This is a genomic window from Cupriavidus sp. H19C3, assembly GCF_049393815.1.
Lineage (GTDB): Bacteria > Pseudomonadota > Gammaproteobacteria > Burkholderiales > Burkholderiaceae > Cupriavidus.
In genome coordinates, this window is sequence record NZ_CP184985.1 from 1,119,640 (window position 1) to 1,138,829 (window position 19,190).

General features: G+C 67.7%; 14 protein-coding genes, 1 tRNA gene and 1 pseudogene. 8 read left to right on the top strand and 8 right to left on the bottom strand.

What is annotated here, in order from left to right; translation table 11 throughout:
- Positions 1–164 precede the first annotated feature (164 nt).
- The 4 genes from DFLDMN_RS05015 (at position 165) to DFLDMN_RS05030 (ending at position 6,738) form a co-directional block, all read left to right on the top strand.
- Positions 165–240 (top strand) — tRNA-Lys (locus tag DFLDMN_RS05015).
- Between the two features lie 217 nt (positions 241–457).
- Entirely contained in the window at positions 458–829 is a 372-nt protein-coding gene (locus DFLDMN_RS05020) for a hypothetical protein (protein WP_423197381.1), read from the top strand.
- A 349-nt stretch (positions 830–1,178) separates the two neighbouring features.
- Positions 1,179–1,628, top strand: coding sequence for a MarR family transcriptional regulator (locus DFLDMN_RS05025; RefSeq protein ID WP_423197382.1), 450 nt, complete (start codon positions 1,179–1,181; stop codon positions 1,626–1,628).
- Between the two features lie 199 nt (positions 1,629–1,827).
- Positions 1,828–6,738: an NAD-glutamate dehydrogenase gene (locus DFLDMN_RS05030; RefSeq protein WP_423197383.1), complete on the top strand. Its 4,911-nt coding sequence runs from the start codon at positions 1,828–1,830 to the stop codon at positions 6,736–6,738.
- A gap of 151 nt (positions 6,739–6,889) precedes the next feature.
- Here the strand turns inward: DFLDMN_RS05030 and DFLDMN_RS05035 are convergent, their stop codons facing one another.
- The 4 genes from DFLDMN_RS05035 to eno form a co-directional block, all read right to left on the bottom strand.
- Positions 6,890–7,273: a hypothetical protein gene (locus DFLDMN_RS05035; protein ID WP_423198325.1), complete on the bottom strand. Its 384-nt coding sequence runs from the start codon at positions 7,271–7,273 to the stop codon at positions 6,890–6,892.
- A gap of 432 nt (positions 7,274–7,705) precedes the next feature.
- Positions 7,706–7,924 carry a hypothetical protein gene (locus DFLDMN_RS05040; RefSeq protein ID WP_423197384.1) on the bottom strand — a complete coding sequence of 73 codons (219 nt, stop codon included), beginning with the start codon at positions 7,922–7,924 and terminating at the stop codon, positions 7,706–7,708.
- A gap of 155 nt (positions 7,925–8,079) precedes the next feature.
- Complete coding sequence (locus DFLDMN_RS05045) at positions 8,080–8,571, bottom strand: hypothetical protein (RefSeq protein ID WP_423197385.1); 492 nt, start codon at positions 8,569–8,571, stop codon at positions 8,080–8,082.
- Between the two features lie 139 nt (positions 8,572–8,710).
- Positions 8,711–10,000, bottom strand: a complete 1,290-nt coding sequence (gene eno, locus DFLDMN_RS05050) for a phosphopyruvate hydratase (RefSeq protein WP_423197386.1) — start codon at positions 9,998–10,000, stop codon at positions 8,711–8,713.
- Between the two features lie 108 nt (positions 10,001–10,108).
- On the opposite strand from eno, the gene DFLDMN_RS05055 reads away from it, so the two are divergent.
- Entirely contained in the window at positions 10,109–10,963 is an 855-nt protein-coding gene (locus DFLDMN_RS05055; protein ID WP_423197387.1) for a LysR substrate-binding domain-containing protein, read from the top strand.
- Between the two features lie 28 nt (positions 10,964–10,991).
- Here the strand turns inward: DFLDMN_RS05055 and DFLDMN_RS05060 are convergent, their stop codons facing one another.
- Genes DFLDMN_RS05060 through DFLDMN_RS05070 form a run of 3 tightly spaced genes read right to left on the bottom strand, consistent with a single transcriptional unit; the run spans position 10,992 to position 13,836 of the window.
- A complete protein-coding gene (locus DFLDMN_RS05060; RefSeq protein WP_423197388.1) occupies positions 10,992–11,420 on the bottom strand; it encodes a TOBE domain-containing protein in 429 nt (142 codons plus the stop codon).
- A 26-nt stretch (positions 11,421–11,446) separates the two neighbouring features.
- Positions 11,447–13,099, bottom strand: coding sequence for a sensor histidine kinase (locus DFLDMN_RS05065; RefSeq protein ID WP_423197389.1), 1,653 nt, complete (start codon positions 13,097–13,099; stop codon positions 11,447–11,449).
- Entirely contained in the window at positions 13,096–13,836 is a 741-nt protein-coding gene (locus DFLDMN_RS05070; protein WP_423197390.1) for a response regulator transcription factor, read from the bottom strand. Before DFLDMN_RS05070 ends, DFLDMN_RS05065 begins: the two co-directional genes overlap by 4 nt.
- A 127-nt stretch (positions 13,837–13,963) precedes the next feature.
- Here DFLDMN_RS05070 and DFLDMN_RS05075 point away from each other — a divergent pair.
- Together DFLDMN_RS05075 and msrA are read left to right on the top strand one after the other, a co-directional pair.
- Positions 13,964–15,346: pseudogene (locus DFLDMN_RS05075) on the top strand (cytochrome c biogenesis protein DipZ); the annotation flags it as partial.
- A gap of 86 nt (positions 15,347–15,432) precedes the next feature.
- A complete protein-coding gene (gene msrA, locus DFLDMN_RS05080) occupies positions 15,433–16,179 on the top strand; it encodes a peptide-methionine (S)-S-oxide reductase MsrA (RefSeq protein WP_423197391.1) in 747 nt (248 codons plus the stop codon).
- Between the two features lie 107 nt (positions 16,180–16,286).
- On the opposite strand, the gene DFLDMN_RS05085 is transcribed toward msrA, so the two are convergent.
- Positions 16,287–17,165, bottom strand: a complete 879-nt coding sequence (locus DFLDMN_RS05085; RefSeq protein WP_423197392.1) for a LysR family transcriptional regulator — start codon at positions 17,163–17,165, stop codon at positions 16,287–16,289.
- A gap of 174 nt (positions 17,166–17,339) precedes the next feature.
- Here DFLDMN_RS05085 and DFLDMN_RS05090 point away from each other — a divergent pair, with 174 nt between their 5' ends.
- Positions 17,340–18,950: an MFS transporter gene (locus DFLDMN_RS05090; protein ID WP_423197393.1), complete on the top strand. Its 1,611-nt coding sequence runs from the start codon at positions 17,340–17,342 to the stop codon at positions 18,948–18,950.
- Positions 18,951–19,190 lie beyond the last annotated feature (240 nt).

Consider the following 19,190-nt stretch of genomic DNA (forward strand, 5'->3'; position numbering starts at 1 on the left):
GTAATCACGCGCGGGCTTGCGCATCGCCAACGGCGCGGGAGCCGGTCGGGCGCCGACGTCAGCCGCCCTGCGGCCGATCTTCGGCCACGCGCAAGCCGCCGACAAGACTGCACAGCCAGTGCTTGCGTCTTTCTGGATACCTTGCTAGAATCTTGGACTTCGTTGGGGCGTTAGCTCAGTTGGTAGAGCAGCGGACTCTTAATCCGTAGGTCGAGTGTTCGAGTCACTCACGCCCCACCAGCGAATCGTTGAAAAAGCCGGCACCGCAAGGTCGCCGGCTTTTTTTATGCTTCTTCGAGATGTTCTTCGATATTGCCCCTGATCGAATCGCACGTCGTTTTACAAGTTTTACCAGTTACCGACTAGTCGGCGTGCCGCCATCCCGGTAGAGTCAGTGCCGGGCTTTTCCCATCCGGCGATGCCGTGCCCGCATCGTCGCAATCAGAGAGGATAGAAGATGTTCAAGAAGACCGTTCCGACCCTGATCGTTGCCGCTGCCGCGGCCTTCGGTACCGTCCAGTTTGCCCACGCGCAAAACAAGAACTACACCGATGGTGGCGATCTCTACAGCGGCTCGCACACGAAGAAGGCCAGCCCGCATGCCAATGCGGCCAAGTCCGGCAAGTTCGACCCGTACACCGACGGCGCCAACAAGTCGACGCGCTCGAACCTCGCGCCGAACAAGAAGGCCGACCCATACACCGATGGCGCGAAGACCGGCAAGACCGATCCGTATACCGACGGCGCCAAGACCGGCAAGGCTGACCCGTACACCGACGGCGCCAAGACCGGCAAGGCCGATCCGTACACCGACGGCGCCAAGAAGTAAGCACCTCCGCGCCGCACCCGGCCTGCTTGCAGCGCCGCCAAAGAGCCCGCCCGCGCGGGCTCTTTGCTTTTGTGCGCGCGCCTTGCGCCCATGCGCATGACCCGCGCGAGTGCGCCATGGCGCCCGGCGTGGTCGCCATAAAGCGCCCCCTGCTCCGCCTCCGCCAAAAGAATGACTAGGATTTTCCCGAGCCGTCACGCAAATGTCCCTACATTACTGGTAGTGTTCCGGCCATCGGGATCCACACTCGCCGCAGGAGAGAACGGAGAGTGCCCGTGCCGACCGGGCCGGCCTTGCTCCGGCCATAGATGTGCCACGGCGGCAATCAAGATTCGGGAGACCAAAGCCAATGCAGCCCAAAGCACTCGAAACGAACGAACCTGTTGTGCTGGCCCTTGTCGATGCGGTCACCGCATGGCAGATGGCGCTCGAGCAAACCTTGTCCGCATACGGACTGACCTATTCCAAATGGCTGCTGCTGCGTGCGATTCGCCAGGAACACCTGGCGCGGGCACAGCCATTCCAGGGTGCCATCTTCATGGACGGCACCCAGACCGAGCGATTGCTGCGCGAACTGCGCGAGGATGGCTGGCTCGAATTCGACGAGGCCGGCACGCCGTGCATCACGCCCACCGCACGCGCCCGCATCGAGCGCGCCGCACAGGCGGTCAAGGCCCTGCATTCCGTATCGGTGGGCCATCTCAATACCGAAGAACGCGCGGCGCTCGGCGGCCTGCTGCATCGCATGACCGGCACGCTGCACGATCACGCCGAACGGCATAGCCGCCTGGCCGCGTGAAGCCGGGCCCTGCGGGCGGGAACGGCGCCTGAACGCCGCGTGAGCGCGGCCCAGGCACCGTCACGTCAGCGGCACCGTGCGGCAATGCCGCACGGCATTGCCATTGTTGGCGCGCCGCACACCGGTATTTTTGTCACCCCGGCGTCCACAATCTTTCCTAAAGTGTGAGCATGCACCGGCACATCGCCGAGGAGATGCCATGCCCCCGGAAAACGAAGAAAAAGTCGCACTCCTGCTGGAAGAACTGCTGGCGTTGGCGCGCGAGCGCCTGCCGGCACAGACCTTCGGCATCGTCGAGCCGCTGCTGCGGCACTACTATGACCTGGCCGATGCCGAGGACCTGCTCGGACGCGACGTGGCGGATCTCTATGGCGCCGTGATGGCGCACTGGCAGACCGCACAGAAGTTCCAGACCGGCACCGCGCGGCTGCGCGTGTACAACCCCAATCTCGAGGAACACGGCTGGCACTCGGACCATACGATCGTCGAGATCGTCAACAACGATATGCCGTTCCTCGTCGATTCCGTGACGATGGAGATCAACCGGCGCGGCCTCGCCCTGCATTCGGCGATCCATCCGGTCTTTCGCGTATGCCGTCACGCCGGGGGAGACACGGCGAGCAGCCCGACCGGCGGCATTGCCAGTCTCGGACTGGGCGGGCCCGAAGCCAGGGACGCCGGCCCGGGCCAGTGCCAGCTCGAGTCGTTTATCCATTTCGAGGTGGATCGCATTGGCGGCGCCGCCGAACTGGAACAACTGCGCAGCGGCATCGCCAGCATCCTGGTCGACGTGCGCGCGGCGGTCGAGGACTGGCCGGCCATGCAGCGCACCGCGCGCGAGACCATCGACAGCATGGCGCGCGCAGCCGATGCCGCCACGCCGGCCGCTGTCGAGGCGCGCGCGTTCGTGGAGTGGCTGCTCGACGACCATTTTACGTTCCTCGGTCATCGCGACTACGAGCTGATGGCACGCGACGGCAACTTCTACCTGCGGGGCGTCGCGGGATCGGGCGCGGGCATCCTGCGCGAAGCGCTGCGTGTACCCGGCGACGATGACCTGACGCCGCTGCCGGCGGCGGCACGCGGCATCATCGAGGGCGAATCGCCGATCTTCCTGACCAAGGCCAACTCGCGCGCCACCGTGCACCGTCCCGGCTATCTGGACTATATCGGCGTGAAGCTGCTCGACGCCGACGGCAAGCTGTTTGGCGAGCGCCGCTTCGTGGGGCTGTACACCTCGACGGTCTATATGTCGCCGAGCTCGGAAATCCCGGTGGTGCGCCGCAAGTGCGCCAACATCCTGGCGCGCGCGGGCTTTCTCACCAAGGGACACCTGTACAAGTCGCTGGTGACCATCCTCGAACAGTATCCGCGCGACGAGCTGTTCCAGGCCGACGAGGACGAACTGCACGACATCGCGCTCGGCATCCTGCGCCTGCAGGAACACCAGCGCACACGCCTGTTCGTGCGGCGCGACCGCTTCGACCGCTTTGTCTCGTGCCTGGTGTTCGTGCCGCGCGACAAGTACAACACCGACCTGCGTCAGCGCATCCAGAAACTGCTGATGCAGGCGTTCAACGGCAGCGGTTGCGAGTTTACGCCGCTGCTGTCCGAGTCACCGCTGGCCCGCATCCAGCTGACCGTGCGCGGCCAGCCGGGCACGATGCCCGAGGTCGACACGCGCGAACTCGAAGACCGCATCGTGCAGGCCACCCGCCGCTGGCAGGACGACCTCGCCGCCGCGCTGCACGAAAGCCGGGGCGAGGAGCACGGCAACCGGTTGCTGCGCCGCTATGGCGATTCGTTCCCGGCCGGCTATCGCGAGGACTACGCCGCCCGTACGGCGGTGCGCGATATCGAGCTGATGGAGCAGGCGCGCGCGCATCCGAGCGGCCTCGCCATGAACCTGTACCGCCCGATCGAGGCCGCGCCGGGCGCGTTCCGCTTCAAGGTCTTCCGCGCCGGCGAACCGATCGCGCTGTCGCACAGCCTGCCGATGCTCGAGCATCTGGGCGTGCGCGTGGACGAGGAGCGGCCCTACCTGATCGAGCCCGATGCGGGCCTGCCGGTGTGGATCCACGACTTTGGCCTGGAAATTGCCAACGACGCCAGCGGCCATCGGCCCGACGTCGAGATCGAGCGCATCAAGCCGCTGTTCGAGGATGCCTTCGCGCGCGCGTGGAACGGCGAGATCGAGAACGACGATCTCAACCGGCTGGTGCTGCGCGCCGGCCTGGCGGCGCGCGACGTGACCATCCTGCGCGCCTATGCCAAGTACCTGCGCCAGGTCGGCTCGACCTTCAGCAACGCCTATATCGAGGGCGCGCTGACCGCCAACCCGACCATCGCGGCCATGCTGGTGGCGCTGTTCGTGGCGCGCTTCGACCCGGCGGTCGCGTGCGGGCAGCCCGGCACGCCGCCCGATGCGCGCTGCCAGAAGCTGCTCGACGACATCGGTGCCGCGCTCGACCAGGTGCCCAATCTCGACGAGGACCGCATCCTGCGGCTGTTCCTCAATGTGATGACGGCGACCGTGCGTACCAACTACTTCCTGCGCGACGCCGAGGGCGCGGCGCGCCCTTACCTGTCCTTCAAGTTCAATCCGGCCCTGGTCGCCAACCTGCCCGAGCCGCGGCCGATGTTCGAGATCTGGGTCTACTCGCCGCGCGTGGAAGGCGTGCACCTGCGCGGCGGTCGCGTCGCGCGTGGCGGCTTGCGCTGGTCCGACCGCCGCGAGGATTTCCGCACCGAAGTGCTGGGCCTGATGAAAGCGCAAATGGTCAAGAACACGGTGATCGTGCCGGTCGGCTCCAAGGGCGGCTTCGTGGTCAAGCGGCCGCCGCCAGCCACCGACCGCGATGCATTCCTGGCTGAAGGCGTGTCCTGCTACCAGACCTTCCTGCGTGGACTGCTCGACCTGACCGACAACCTCGTGGCCGGCGAGATCGTGCCGCCGCCGCAGGTGGTGCGCCACGACGAATCGGACCCGTACCTCGTGGTCGCGGCCGACAAGGGCACCGCCACTTTTTCGGACTACGCCAATGCGATCTCGGGCGAATATCGCTTCTGGCTCGACGATGCCTTTGCCTCGGGTGGCTCGGTCGGCTACGACCACAAGAAGATGGGCATCACGGCGCGCGGCGCATGGGAAAGCGTCAAGCGGCATTTCCGCGAAATGGGCACCGATATCCAGACCACGCCGTTTACCGTCGTGGGCGTGGGCGACATGTCGGGCGACGTGTTCGGCAACGGCATGCTGCTGTCCCCACAGACCCGCCTGCTGGCCGCGTTCGACCATCGCCATATCTTTCTCGATCCGGACCCCGACCCCGCGCGCAGCCTGGCGGAGCGCGCGCGGATGTTTGCGTTGCCCCGTTCAAGCTGGGCCGACTACGACACCACGCTGATCTCACCCGGCGGCGGCGTCTATCCACGCACCGCCAAGTCGATTGCGTTGACGCCGCAGGTGCGGGCCGCGCTGGGCACCGAGGCCACCTCGCTGTCGCCGGCCGAGCTGATTCACGCGATCCTGATGGCGCCGGTCGACCTGCTCTACAACGGCGGCATCGGCACCTATGTGAAATCGAGCGAGGAGACGCATCAGCAGGTGGGCGACCGCGCCAACGATGCGGTGCGCGTCAACGGCAGCGAGTTGCGCTGCAAGGTGGTGGGCGAAGGCGGCAACCTGGGCTTTACGCAGCTCGGCCGCATCGAATTCGCGCGCAAGGGCGGCCGCATCCATACCGACGCCATCGACAACTCGGCCGGGGTCGACTGTTCGGATCACGAGGTCAATATCAAGATCCTGCTCGGCATTGTCGTGCGCGATGGCGAGATGACCGAGAAACAACGCAACAAGCTGCTGGCCGAGATGACCGACGAGGTCGGCCTGCTGGTGCTGGAGGACAACTATTACCAGACCCAGGCACTCTCGGTGGCCGGGCGCGAGGCGGCCGCGCTGATCGACGCCGAGGCCCGCCTGATCCGCTGGCTGGAGCGGGCCGGTCGCCTCAACCGGCCGCTCGAGTTCCTGCCGTCGGAGGAAGCCATCGCCGAACGCAAGGCGGCCGGCGCCGGACTGACCTCGCCCGAACGCGCGGTGCTGCTCGCGTATAGCAAGATGTGGCTGTACGACGAGCTGCTGGTCTCCGACCTGCCCGACGATCCGCTCGTCGGTGGGCTGCTGGCGGATTACTTTCCGGTGCCGCTGCGCGAGCGCCATGCGGAGGCGATGCAGCGCCATCCGCTGCGCCGCGAGATCCTCGCCACGCATCTGACCAACATGCTGGTCAACCGCATCGGTGCCACCTTTGTCCACCACCTGATGGAGGAGACCGACGCGCGGCCCGCCGATATCGTGCGCGCCTGCATGCTGGCACGCGACGTGTTCGGCCTGACCGCGCTGTGGCAGGCCATCGATGCGCTCGACAACCGCGTGGCCGACGCCGTGCAGGCGCGCATGTTCGGCGCCTTGGGCCGCCTGCTAGAGCGCGCCACCCTGTGGTTCATCCGCTATCTGCGCGGCGGCGGCACCGTCGACGCCGGGGCGACCCGCTTTGTCGAGGCGGCCCGCTGGCTGACCCCGCAGTTGCCGTCGTTGCTGCCGGAAGAGGCGGCCAGCGCGCTCGCGACGCGCCTGCGCGAACTTGGTGAGGCCGGCGTCGACGATGCGCTGGCGATGCCGGTAGCGGCCAGCGATATCGCCGCGGCGGCGCTCGACATTGCCGAAGTCGCGGCCAATTGCGGCCGCAGCCTCGACGCGGTGGCCGGCGTGTACTTTGCGCTCGATACGCATATGAACTTCGGCTGGCTGCGCGAGCGCGCGCTGGCGCTGCCGGCGGACACGCACTGGGACCTGCTGGCCCGCACCACCACGCTGGAAGACCTGGGCCGGCTCAAGCGCGCGCTGACCACCAGCGTGCTGGGCAGCGCGCCTGCCCTCGATAACACCGAGGCCCTGATCGAGACCTGGCGCACCACCCGGCGGACGGCGCTCGACCGCTATGCGCAGATGCTGGCCGACCAGCGTGCGTCCGGCACCTCGGGTGTGGCCGGACTGTCGATGCTGTCGGTGGCGGTGCGCGAGATCGGCCTGCTGGAACGCGGCTGATGGCGCAGGTCAGGCGGGAGACGCGGAGGTCGGACGAGGTGCCGGGGCAGGCGACGGGGCAGGCGGTGAGCAAGACGGTACCGCGCTCGCCGGCGTATGGATTGAAGATGAGCAATGGGTGGCCACGCGGGGCGCGCGCAGCCGACGGCGATCAATCGTCGATCGCGTCCGCGTCGTCGATATCGCGCAGCGGTTCCATGTCGTCGCCGAGCGCGTCATGCATGTCGTCTTGCTCGCCGCGCGCGCGAAACTCGATACCGAGCCGGATGAAAAGATCGAACGCGTCCGCCAGCAGATGCTTCTGCCGCGGCAGCAGGCTCGCATAGGGCATGTCGTAGATCGACTGATGCGTGCCACGCGCGCCCTTGAGGCCGCGGTCGCGTGCGATGTCCGACAGCAAGGCGGCAAAACCGGAGAGGTCCTGCGCGGCGAGCGCGGCATTGAGTACCTTGGCGATGACCTGCGGGGTCGCGCCGGCCCAGCCGATCACCTCGGCGTTCGATGCGGAGTCTTGGGATAGATCGCGAATGTCCATAATGTTCTTAACGGTCCCGCGTCCAGCGTCTTGAGGCAAAACGGCTTCGCAACGCGCGTTCCTGCTTGCGGCCGGGTGCGGCTCAGGGCCGTCGTCGTCCGCGCGTGGGTTGCCCTTCGACGACCGGCGCGTCACGGCGCACCTGCTCGTATCTGACGGTACCGTCGGATCGCTGGCTGACGCGCAGCGCATTGCGCGCCCCACACAGCGGGCAGCGGAACATGGGCCCCTGCCCCTCGTTCTTGATCGTCACCTCCGCGGGCGACCAGCGGGCACCGCAGGGTTGGTTCTGGCAGACAAGCATCATGGACTCCAAAAATACGCGCGCGCATCGTAACACGCGTGTCGGCGCCGTCACATCCTCCCGGCGCGGTAGGCATTCCCTACCTTGGCAGGGGCCGCGCGCGGGCGCGGGCGCCGGCGCGCATGTGCTTACGCGTCGAGCGGTCGCGCGCCCATGCGCCAGGTATTGGGCGGTTCGCCCAGCGCGGTGCTCTGATACATCCACGCGCCACACTCGGTACAGCGCCAGCGGCTGTCCACCTTGCAACGGTTGGACATCGCATTGATGCCTGACGCCATCAGTTTTTCGTGGGGCGGCACACTTGCCGGTTCGCCCACCAGCAAGTGGCAGAGGTCACACGCGTGCATGTTTGCGGTCTCCTGTCATGCAGCCTTCGTGATCGGCGCGAGGGGTTACCCTGGATTGTCGAAAAGGTCGGTCGGCAATCCATGTCGACAAGGCGTCCGGCACGATGGCGCGAATCGTGGACGGGTCAACGGTGGACGAATCAACCATGGACCGGTCAACCATTGTTCTGTACCCAGTGCCGGGCCCATGCGCCCGCCGCCATACGCGCTTCGGCCGCGGTCAGATAGGTCGCCGGCGGACCGCCGGCCTCCTGCACGACGGCGCCGGCCTCCCAGATATCGCACCACGCCTTGTAGCGCGCCGGGCCCAGGGCCTGCCAGAACAGGTGAATCACAAAGCCACGATACTCGAACATGTCGGCGCCGGACGCGAGATCGTCCGCGCCGGTTGACGGGGAAACGCTGGCCGGCGCGGCGGCACCGGCAGCCGTGGCAGCGCGCACGGTGGCGGCCGGCGCGACCGCATCGGCTGCCTCCGGCATGGCGGCATTGTCGGGCGGCGCGGAGGCGGGCCCCAACTCGGGGACCCACGCCGTCTCCGACACCTCGCGCCGGCGGCTGGCCCAGATGACACTTGCCGCCGCCATCAATGCGCCGGTCAGCATTCCCGCCGCAAACCAGCAGCCCCTGCCCTCGACGTGCCTCATCGCGTCTCCCGAAGCCACCTCCTCACCCGTCAGAGACGCGCCGGGCCAGCAGAGGTTCCCGCTTCAGCTTAGTAGCAACGCGTACCGCGCGCGCGGCTTTGCAGCATCGAGTGGCGCGCGCGAGACACCGGCAGCCACGCTAGCGCCGCCAGTGCATGCCGGCATCGTGGGCACCGGCATAGCGCGCGCGGGCGCCCAACGCCCGTTCGATCCGCAGCAACTGGTTGTACTTGGCGGTGCGGTCGGCGCGCGACAGGGAACCGGTCTTGATCTGGCCGCAGCCGGTGGCCACCGCGAGGTCTGCTACCGTGACATCCTCGGTTTCGCCGGAACGGTGCGACATGACGGCCGCGTAGCCGCCCGCACGCGCCACCGCCATGGTGTCGAGCGTTTCGGTCAGCGTGCCGATCTGGTTGGGCTTGATCAGGATGGCATTGGCGAGGCCGGCCTCGATACCGTCGCGCAGCAGACGCGGATGCGTGCAGAACACGTCGTCGCCCACCAGCTGGCAATCGTCGCCAAGGCGCTGGGTCAGTTGCTGCCACCCCGCGGCATCGCGCTCCGCCATGCCGTCCTCGATCGAGCCAAGCGGATAGCGCGCCGCCAGCGTGGCCAGGTAATCGACCTGCTCCGCCATGGTGCGCACCACGCCTTCGCCGCGATAGACATAGCGGCCATCCTCGAACAGCTCGCTTGCGGCCGGATCGATGGCGAGCACGATCTCGCCCCCCGCGCGATAGCCGGCCCGTTCGATGGCGCTGACGATCAGGTCCAGCGCGTCCTCGGCGGTGCGCAGGTCCGGCGCGAAGCCGCCTTCGTCGCCGACATTGGTATGGAAGCCGGCCGCCCGGATCAGGCCGCGCAAGGTATGGAACACCTCAGACCCCATGCGCAGCGCTTCCGCGAAGGTGGGCGCGCCCACCGGCGCGATCATGAACTCCTGGAAGTCGAGCGCATTGTCCGCATGGGCGCCGCCGTTGACGATATTGATCAACGGCACCGGCAGCAGCACGGCGTCCGCCCCACCCACGTGCGCATGCAGCGGCAGCCCTGCCGAGGTCGCCGCCGCCCGCGCGCTTGCAAGCGAGACGCCCAGCAGCGCATTGGCACCCAGCCGTGCCTTGTTCGCGGTGCCATCGGCGGCAATCAGAATCTGGTCGACCTCGCGCTGATCGCGCGCATCGGTTCCGCGCAGGGCCGCGCGCAACTCGGTGTTGACCGCATTCACCGCGCCGAGCACCCCGCGGCCGAGATAGCGCGCGGCATCGCCATCGCGCCGCTCGACCGCTTCGCGCGCGCCGGTGGAAGCGCCGGACGGTACCGTGGCACGACCGCGGCTGCCGTCGGCGAGCGTCACCTCCACCTCGACCGTCGGATTGCCGCGGCTGTCCAGGACCTCGTATCCCATGACCTCTCGGATGCGACTCATCGCTTTTCCTTTCGTGAGAAATTGACAACGACGATCAGCGTATTAGCCTTTCCAGCACGGTGAAATCGAGTTATTTTCCACACTCCGTCAGTTTTTCTCACCAAATCCATGCGTCAGCTCCCTCCGCTCTCCACCTTGCGCGCGTTCGAGGCAACCGCGCGCACAGGCTCGGTCACGCGCGCGGCCGGGGAACTGCATCGCACGCACGGCGCGGTCAGCCGCCAGTTGCGGCAGTTGCAGGAGCACGCGGAGTGCGCGCTGTTTGAGCGCGACGGCACCGGCGTCCGGCTCAATCCGCAGGGACGCGCGCTCTACGAGGTGGTGCGCTCGGTGTTCGAGCAACTGGAGCAGGGATACGGCCGCGTCCTCGACCAGGCGCGCGGGCCGACGCTGCACGTGGCCTGCAGCGCCACGTTTGCGATGCGCTGGCTGGTGCCGGCGCTCGTCGACTTCTATCGGGTCCGACCCGATATCCGCATCCGGCTATCGATGACGTCCGCGCGCGAGATCCGCACGGAAGGCGCCGATGTGGTGATCGCCTGGGACCTGACCTCCTATCCCGCGGGCGACCGGCAACGCGCGATTCCACTGGGGCCGGTGCAGTTCGGGCCGGTGTGCGCGCCGGCCTATCGCCGCTCGGCCAGCAAGGGTATCCGCATCACGCACGACTTCACGTCGAGCGCATGGGATCAGTGGGAAGCCTTGACCGGCAAGCGCATCGCGCCCGCGCCGGGGCCGACCTTTCCGCATACCCATCTGTGCATCCAGGCCGCACTGGCGGGGCTCGGCGTCGCGCTGGTCGAGCGGCGGCTCGTGCGCGACGAGCTCGCCAACGGCCTGCTGCTGGCCCCGTATGGCTTTACTCCGTTTGCGCAGGGCCTGATGGCGGTACCCGCGGCACGCGAATTGCCGCGCGATACCGATGTATTCATCGACTGGCTCAGGGCGCGCCTGCAGACCTGAGCCGCCTTGAGCCTCGCTGAGCCGGCCGTCAGCCGTCGACCCCCACGATCACGCTCGCGGCCTTGAAGATGGCCGTCGCCGGTTTGCCGGCCGCGAGCCCGAGCCGCGCGGCGCTGCTGTTGGTGATCACGGCGGCGATCGCCACCCCACCCGCGGCGGTAATGGTCACGTCCGTATTGACGGCGCCGGTCCGGACCTCGGTGACGGTGCCCGCAATGGCATTGCGCGTGGACAGCATGGCCGGATCGCCATCGACCATCACGATCACCGAGGTCGCCTTGACCATCGCCACGGCTTTCCTGCCCTGGGTCAGACCGAGGCGCCTTGCGCTTTCGCTGGTGACGGTGGCCACGATCTGCTGGCCGGTGGGCAAGCCAATGACAATCTCGTCGTTGACCGCACCGGCATGCGCCGCCACAACCTCGCCGGCGAACTGGTTGCGTGCACTCGTTTGCATGGTGATCCCCTGGCTGGACTGAGCGGTCATATTGCCGCAGATGTCCCGCCCGGGCCAGCCGCACGCGCGGGCAGGCGGACACGCGGTACCGCCACGGGCAGATCGAAACTCAGCGTGGTGCCCTGCGCGCGCTCGATCAGGCGAATCTGGCTGCGATTGAGCTGCAGCATGCGCTGCACGATCAGCAGGCCAAGTCCACCGCCGCGATGCGCGCCGTTGGACGGGAACGGGCGCTGGAACAGCGACTCGCGCAGCGTCGCCGGAATACCTGGCCCGGTATCGCTGACGGTCACGCGTACCCTGCCGTCCTGACTGGCAAGGTCGATCTCCACACAGCCTTCCGAGGGCGTATGGCGAATCGCGTTGTCGAGCAGATTGGTAAGCACGCGTTCGATCATGCCAAGATCGGCCGTGACCGGCGGCAACGCGGGCGGCACGCCGGCGCGCAACTGCAGGCCCTTGGCGCCCGCCGGCAGCGCGAACTTCTCGAGCACGTCCTGCGTCAGGTCGACCATCGAGAAATCCTCGGGCACGGCCTGCACCATGCCGTGCTCCAGCCGCGCAAGCTCGAACAGCGCCTGGGCCAGCCCGCAGACCTTGACGCTCTGCGCCAGCGCGATGGCCAGGTAACGCTGCCGCTCCGCATGCCCAAGCGTATCGGCCTTCAGCGACAACGTTTCCAGATGGCCATGCAGCGACGCCAGCGGCGTGCGCAGGTCGTGCGAGATATTGGCCATCATCTCGCGGCGCTCCTGGTCCTGCTGGCGCAGCGTGCGCCATTGTGCCTCGATGCGGGTGGACATCTGGCGGAAGGCGCTGTCGAGCGCAACGATCTCATCGCGCGGGGGCGTTGCCACGCCGGTGGGGCCGCTCTGGGCTGCCCGTACCGGCTCACTCGATAACCCGCCCGATGAGCCGCCCGATGAGCCGCCCGATAACCCGCCCGATGACCCGCTCAATGACCCGCTCAATGACTCACTCGAGCCCCTGCCCCCCTGCCCACCGACCGGCGCCGCACTGGCGACCACCGGCACCGGCCCCTCCGAATCGAATTGGCGCATCGCCTCGGTCAGGCGCCGCAGCGGTCGCGTGATCAGCGCAAACGCCACCACGCCGGCCACCAGGCCCAGCAACGCCACCAGCCCCATCGACCACAACGTGGTACGCAACACCGAACTGGCGGACGCGCGCGCCACCAGCTGGTCATGCGCCTCGCCCTGCAGCACCACATAGATATAGCCGCCCTGCCGCAACGGCGCCGCGCTGAATACCTTGCGCGCGGTGGCGCTGCGCGGGTCGTCCCCGAGGATCGGCAGCGCACCCCGGTCGAGCAGCCGACGGACCGGCGCAAGGTCGACGCGCTCCCGCACCAGATGGCCGGCAGGCGCGTCGTAGCCGCGGATATTGCCCTCGGCATCGAGCAGGTACACCTCCATGCTCGGATTCACCACCATGAGCTGGCCGAACAGTTCGCGCCAGGCCTCGGCATCGAGCGCGCTCTGGTCGGCCGGCAGTGCATTGCGCGCGATATATTCGGCAAGACCGCGCGAGAGGTCCTGGATGACCTCCATCTCGCGCAGGTGGCTGGCGCGGATCTGCAGCCAGGCGGAGGCGCCGCAGCATGCCAGCAGCAAGCCGGCAAACACCAGCGAGAGCCGTTGGGTCAGGGACAGGTTCACGCCCCGTCTCCCTGCGTGCCGCCGGAGGCGTGCGGATCGGCCACGAAGCGATAACCGCGCCGCCAGATCGTGAGGATGCGCGCGGGCTGCGCCGGATCGGTCTCCACCTTGGTCCGCAGGCGGTTGATATGGGTATTGACGGTGTGCTCGTAACCCTCGTGCTGATAGCCCCACACCGCATTGAGCAGATCCATGCGCGACAGCACCTTGTCGGGATGACGCGCGAAGAAATACAGCAGGTCGAATTCACGCGGGGTCAGCTCCAGCCGGCGGCCGTCGATACTGACCTCGCGCGTGAGCGGATCGATCGCCAGGCCGCCGAGGGAAAGCGTGCCCCCATCGGCGCGCACATCGCGTGAGAGCGCATCCACGCGCCGCAGCAGCGCCTTGACGCGCGCCACCAGTTCCAGCATCGAGAAGGGCTTGGCGAGGTAGTCGTCCGCACCGAGTTCGAGGCCGAGAATGCGATGGACCTCGCTCGAGCGCGCACTCGTGATGATGATTGGCGTATAGCGCGTCATCGCCCGCGCGCGCCGGCAGATTTCCAGGCCGTCGACGCCGGGCAGCATCAGGTCGAGGACGAGCGCATCCCACCCTCCCTGCTCCAGGCGCCTCAAACCCTCGGCGCCGTCGGCGCAGTGGACGACCTCGTAACGCTCGTCGCGCAGGTGCAGGCACATCACGTCGGCAATGCCGACATCGTCCTCCACCACCAGAATTCGCTTGGGATGTTCCATGGCGCTATTGTGCAGAAATCCGCGCCGCGAGTTATCACGGATTGTTTAAGGTTTGGCGAGGACTTGTGGATCCCCCGGGGCCTAGCATGCCATTCACGATCGATGGCATTTTGCCCCGGAGTTTCCCATGCTGCTTTTCATCCTGGCCTATCTCGGTGGTGTGCTGACCATTCTCAGCCCGTGCATCCTGCCGGTGCTGCCCTTCGTCTTTGCGCGTTCGGACCAGCCGTTTGCGCGCAGCGGCCTGCCGCTGCTCGCCGGCATGAGCCTGACCTTTGCCGCCGTGGCCACCCTCGCCGCCGTGGGCGGCGGCTGGGTGGCGCAAGCCAACACGTTTGGCCGCGGCCTGGCCATCGTGCTGCTGGGTGTATTCGGCCTCACCCTGCTGCTGCCACGGTTTGGCGAGCGCCTCATGCACCCGCTGGTCCGCGCCGGCGGCCGCCTGTCGGCGCTGGCGGGCGATCCCCGCGGCGCTCCAGGCCACGACCGCAGCACCCGTACGGGATCCGCCTCGTTCGTACTGGGCATCGCCACCGGGTTGCTGTGGGCGCCGTGCGCGGGCCCGATCCTGGGTCTGGTGCTCACCGGCGCGGCGCTCAACGGGGCCAGCGCGAGTACCACGCTGCTGCTGCTGAGCTATGCCGCCGGTGCCGCCACCTCGCTCGCCGTGGCGCTACTGATCGGCGGGCGCGTATTTGCCGCCATGAAGCGCTCGCTGGGCGCCGGCGAGTGGATCCGCCGCGGTATCGGCGCCGCCATGCTGACAGGCGTGGGGGCCATTGCCCTGGGCCTCGATACCGGCGTGCTGGCCAATCTTTCCACGGTGGCCACGGGCGGCATCGAACAGCATCTGGTCGACCGGCTTGCGCGCCGTCCGGTGGACCGGGGCGCGATGCGGACTGGCACTGCCCATGCCGGCGGCGCGGACGTAATGGAAGGCGCCGCCGCCGCCATGGCCATGCGCGTGAGCGCGCCGCAACTGTCGCTCCCGGTCGAGGGCCAGTTGCCCGAACTCACGGGCGCGGTGCAATGGCTCAATTCGCCGCCGCTTACCGCGCAGGGCTTGCGCGGCAAGGTCGTGCTGATCGACTTCTGGACCTATTCCTGCATCAACTGCCTGCATGCGCTGCCCTACGTCAAGGCATGGTCGCAGAAGTATCGCGACAAGGGGCTGGTGGTGATCGGCGTGCATTCGCCCGAATTCGCGTTCGAGCGCAATGTCGACAACGTGCGGCGCGCCATGAAGGACCTTGGCCTCGACTTCCCCGTGGCCATCGACAACGATTTCAAGATCTGGCGCGCCTTCAACAACGAGTACTGGCCGGCGCATTACTTTGTCGATGCCCAGGGCCGCATCCGCTATCACCATTTTGGCGAAGGCAAGTATGCGGAGTCGGAGGCCGTGATCCGGCAGCTGCTGATCGAGGCCGGCCGCACGGACGTCGCCACGGTGGCCCTGGAGCCCACCCCGGCAGCTACCGGCATTGATGGCACGCGCGACGACGGGGCCCAGCCGCCGCTGGCGCTGAACCCCTGACCGGTCCATGCCCTGCCCGTCTCTTTCCATCCCGTGTTCCACCATGATCAGGAGCGACCATGACTGATTTCGCCACCTTGCAACGCTGGACCCGCCCGAGCGCGGCCAGGATCGCCGGCATCGCCGCCCTGTTCGTTACCGCCGTCACCGCCGTCCTCTGGCAGCGGCCCGCGCTGTCGGCCGAGGATGCGGTGAGGATTCCCGCGCCGATGCAGGACGAGCGACCCGGCAGCGCGAAGACCGCCACGGCGGTGTTTGCGGGCGGCTGCTTCTGGGGTGTACAGGGCGTATTCGAGCATGTACGCGGCGTCACGCGCGTGACCTCGGGCTATGCCGGCGGCAGCGCCGCGAGCGCACAGTACGAGACCGTCAGCGGTGGACGCACGGGCCATGCCGAATCGGTCGAGATCCGGTACGACCCGTCACAGGTCACCTATGGCCGGCTGCTGCAGATCTTCTTTTCGGTGGCCCACAATCCGACCCAACTGAACTATCAGGGCCCCGACCATGGCCCGCAGTACCGTTCGGCGATCTTTCCGCTCACGGCGGGCCAGCGCGACATCGCGCAGGCATATATCGCCCAGCTCGACCGCGCGCATCTGTACCGGGCGCCGATCGTGACGCGCGTGGAAGACTACCAGGGCTTTCATGCCGCCGAGGACTATCACCAGGATTTCCTCAGCAAGAACCCCAACTATCCGTATATCGTGTTCAACGACCTGCCCAAGATCGCCAACCTCAAGCAGGTATTTCCGGACCTCTACCGGCAGGATCCGGTCCTGCTCAAACCGCTGGGCAAGCTGTAACGCATAGCGTGCGGGCGACCGCCTGGCGGTTGTCCGGGGCCGCGTGGGGTCGCCCGTGGTCGCCCGGGGTCGCCTGTGGCTGTTTGCCGGTGGCGGCGCAGGCTACCTTACTGGCCGGCGGCGACCTGCCCCACGTACGCCTTGACGGCGGCGGCCGCTTCGCGCGTGCGATAGGCCAGCGCCACCTCCGACACGATCGGCTTGCCGGCGATGGGCCGGTACTCCACCCCGGGCAGCGACACGCACGCCGCCAGCGTACCCGGCACCACCGCCACGCTGTTGCCGAGCGCCACGCGCGCGAGCACCGCCGCAAGCGTGCCGCCGCGCGGGCCGATGGTGGCAGAGAACTTGCCGCGCCGCGCCACTTCGAGGGTGCCCGCGGCCTGTTCCGGCACCACGAAGGTGGCCTCGCGCAACTGCGCTGGCTGGACTTCGCGTTCGCGCACGAGCGGGGAATCGGATGGCAGCGCCAGCAGGAACGCATCGCGATAGACGGTAAGCGTCTTCACGCTGTCGGGCAGCACCATCGGTGGCCGGCAATAGGCGACATCGATCTCGCCTTCGTCGAGCATCGGGCCGATCCGGTCCATCACCACCTCCTGGATACGGATCTCCACGCGCGGGTGCGCGTCGCGAAAGGCACGGATATTCTGCTGCAGCACGCCCGCATACGCGGCCGAGCCCACATAGGCAATCTCGATGCGGCCGATTTCGCCGCGCTCCGCCAGCGCCGCCACCTCCATGCCGCGCGACAGATGGTCGAGCACCGCATGCGCCTCCGGCAGGAACGCGCGCCCGGCCGCGGTCAGCTCGACCGAGCGGCGCGTGCGGTGGAACAGCCGCGCCCCCAGCAAGCGCTCGGCCTCCTGGATGCGCCGCGTCAGCAACGGCGGTGCCAGGTCGAGCACTTCCGCCGCGCGCGAGAAATGCAGCTGCCGTGCGACTTCCGCGACGGCGCGCAGATGGACGATCTCTAACTGTCTCATGCGCTGCCTCATATATTGACGATCTGGTAAACAATTTCGCCACTTTATAGCAATGACAGGCAATAGGCGCAACGCTACCATCGCGGCCTGTCGATACTGTTTTCGCGACGCGCGTGCCGGGCGCTGCCGCCGGCAGTCCGGTCCCACGCGCCCCGCCCCGTAGCCCGCGCTTCCATGTCCACCTCCAGCCCCGACCATCTCGCCCACCTGGCCCAGCCGGGCCGTCCGCGCACCGACGCACCGGGCCGCGGCACCGACGCACCAGGCCGCGGCACCCGCAACTTCATCCTCGGCACGGCTTCCGCCACCTGCGCGCTGATCGTGCTCGATACCAACGTGGTGGCGGTGTCGCTGCCGGCAATCGCGCGTACGTTCCAGGCCAGCTTCGCCGATGTGGAATGGGTGGTCAGCGCCTACATGGTCGCGTTTGCATCGTGCCTGTTGCCGGCCGGCGGCCTGGCGGACCGCTTTGGCCGCAAGCGCATGATGCTGCTCGGTCTGGCGGTCTTCATCCTGGCCTCGGTTGGCTGCGGGCTGGCTACCACGGCGGGCATCCTCAATATCGCGCGCGCGGTCAAGGGCGTGGGCGCGGCCATGCTGCTGACGGCGGCGCTGGCGATCATCGCCAATACCTTCCACGAAGGTGCCGAGCGCACGCGCGCATGGGCGATCTGGGGCACCTGCATGGGTATCACCACCACCATCGCCCCGCTGGTCGGCGGCGTCATCACGCAATGGGCGGGATGGCGCTGGATCTTCCTGATCAACGTGCCGATCTGTCTGGCGCTGGTAGCGTGCGTACGCCATGCGGTGACGGAGTCGCGCAACCCCGCGAGCGCGCGCATCGACGTGATCGGCAGTACGCTGTTCGGCATCGCATTGATGCTGGCCATCTGGGCGCTGATCGATGTTCCCGCGCATGGCTGGGCCTCCACGACGACATGGTCGCGCTTTGGCGCGGCGGCGCTGCTGCTTGCGCTGTTCGTCCTGCACGAGCGCCGCACCGCGCATGCCATGATCGACCTGTCGCTGTTCCGGCAGCCGCGCTTTGTCGGCGCCGTGCTCGGCATGTTCGGCTATGCGGCATGCGCGCAGGTCATGATGACATTCCTGCCGCTCTACCTGCAGAACGCGTTCGGCATGTCCGCCGTGCGCGCCGGGGTGAGCATGCTGCCGTTTGCGCTGGCGATGATCGTGGGGCCGTTTCTCGGCGCGCGCCTGTCGGCCCGCTTGCACGGCAGCAGCAGCGTGCTGGTGGCGGGGCTGCTGCTGATCGGCACCGGCAACCTGCTGGTCGCCGCCGTGGCGAGCCAGGCGAGTTATCTGCTGGTCGCCATCGGCATGATCGTGACCGGCCTCGGTGCCGGCGTGATGAACGGCGATACGCAAAAGGCGATCATGGCCTGCGTGCCGGTACACCGCACCGGCATGGCGTCGGGTATCAGCACGACCACGCGCTTCTCCGCCATCGTTACCGCGGTAGGCGTGCTCGGCGCGGTGCTGGCCTCGCACACGCAAAGCGCATTCGAGGCCGCGCTGCCGGCAGGCGACGGCTGGCGCCATGTACTGGGACCGGACTTCCTGACCCGGGTACTCGCCGGCGATATCCACCAGGCGCTCGCCCAGCTGGAACCCGCGGCGCGCGGCACCATCGCGACGCTGGCCAGCGGCGCCTTTGCCAGCGGCTTTGCAGCCGCGCTGACGGTCGCGGGCGCGGTCGCCCTGACGCTCGGCGCCACGGTCTGGTCGCTCTATCGCTGGCAGGGCAGGCTCGATCGGCCTTGAGGCACGTGGCGGCACCGATTGGCCTGAAGCGGCGTCGGCACGTGGCAGGGCCGCAGCGCTCGGCAATGCGTTTCAGAATCGTCTCATATACACGGCACGCCAGATCCTCCAGCATGAGTCGGTCATGAAATCCAGCATCGCTGGTGGGAGGACAAATGCACCGACACACAGCCAATCCTATTGAGCCGGCCAATCCTGTTGATCCGGCCAATCCTGTTGATCCGGCCGGTCACATTGAAC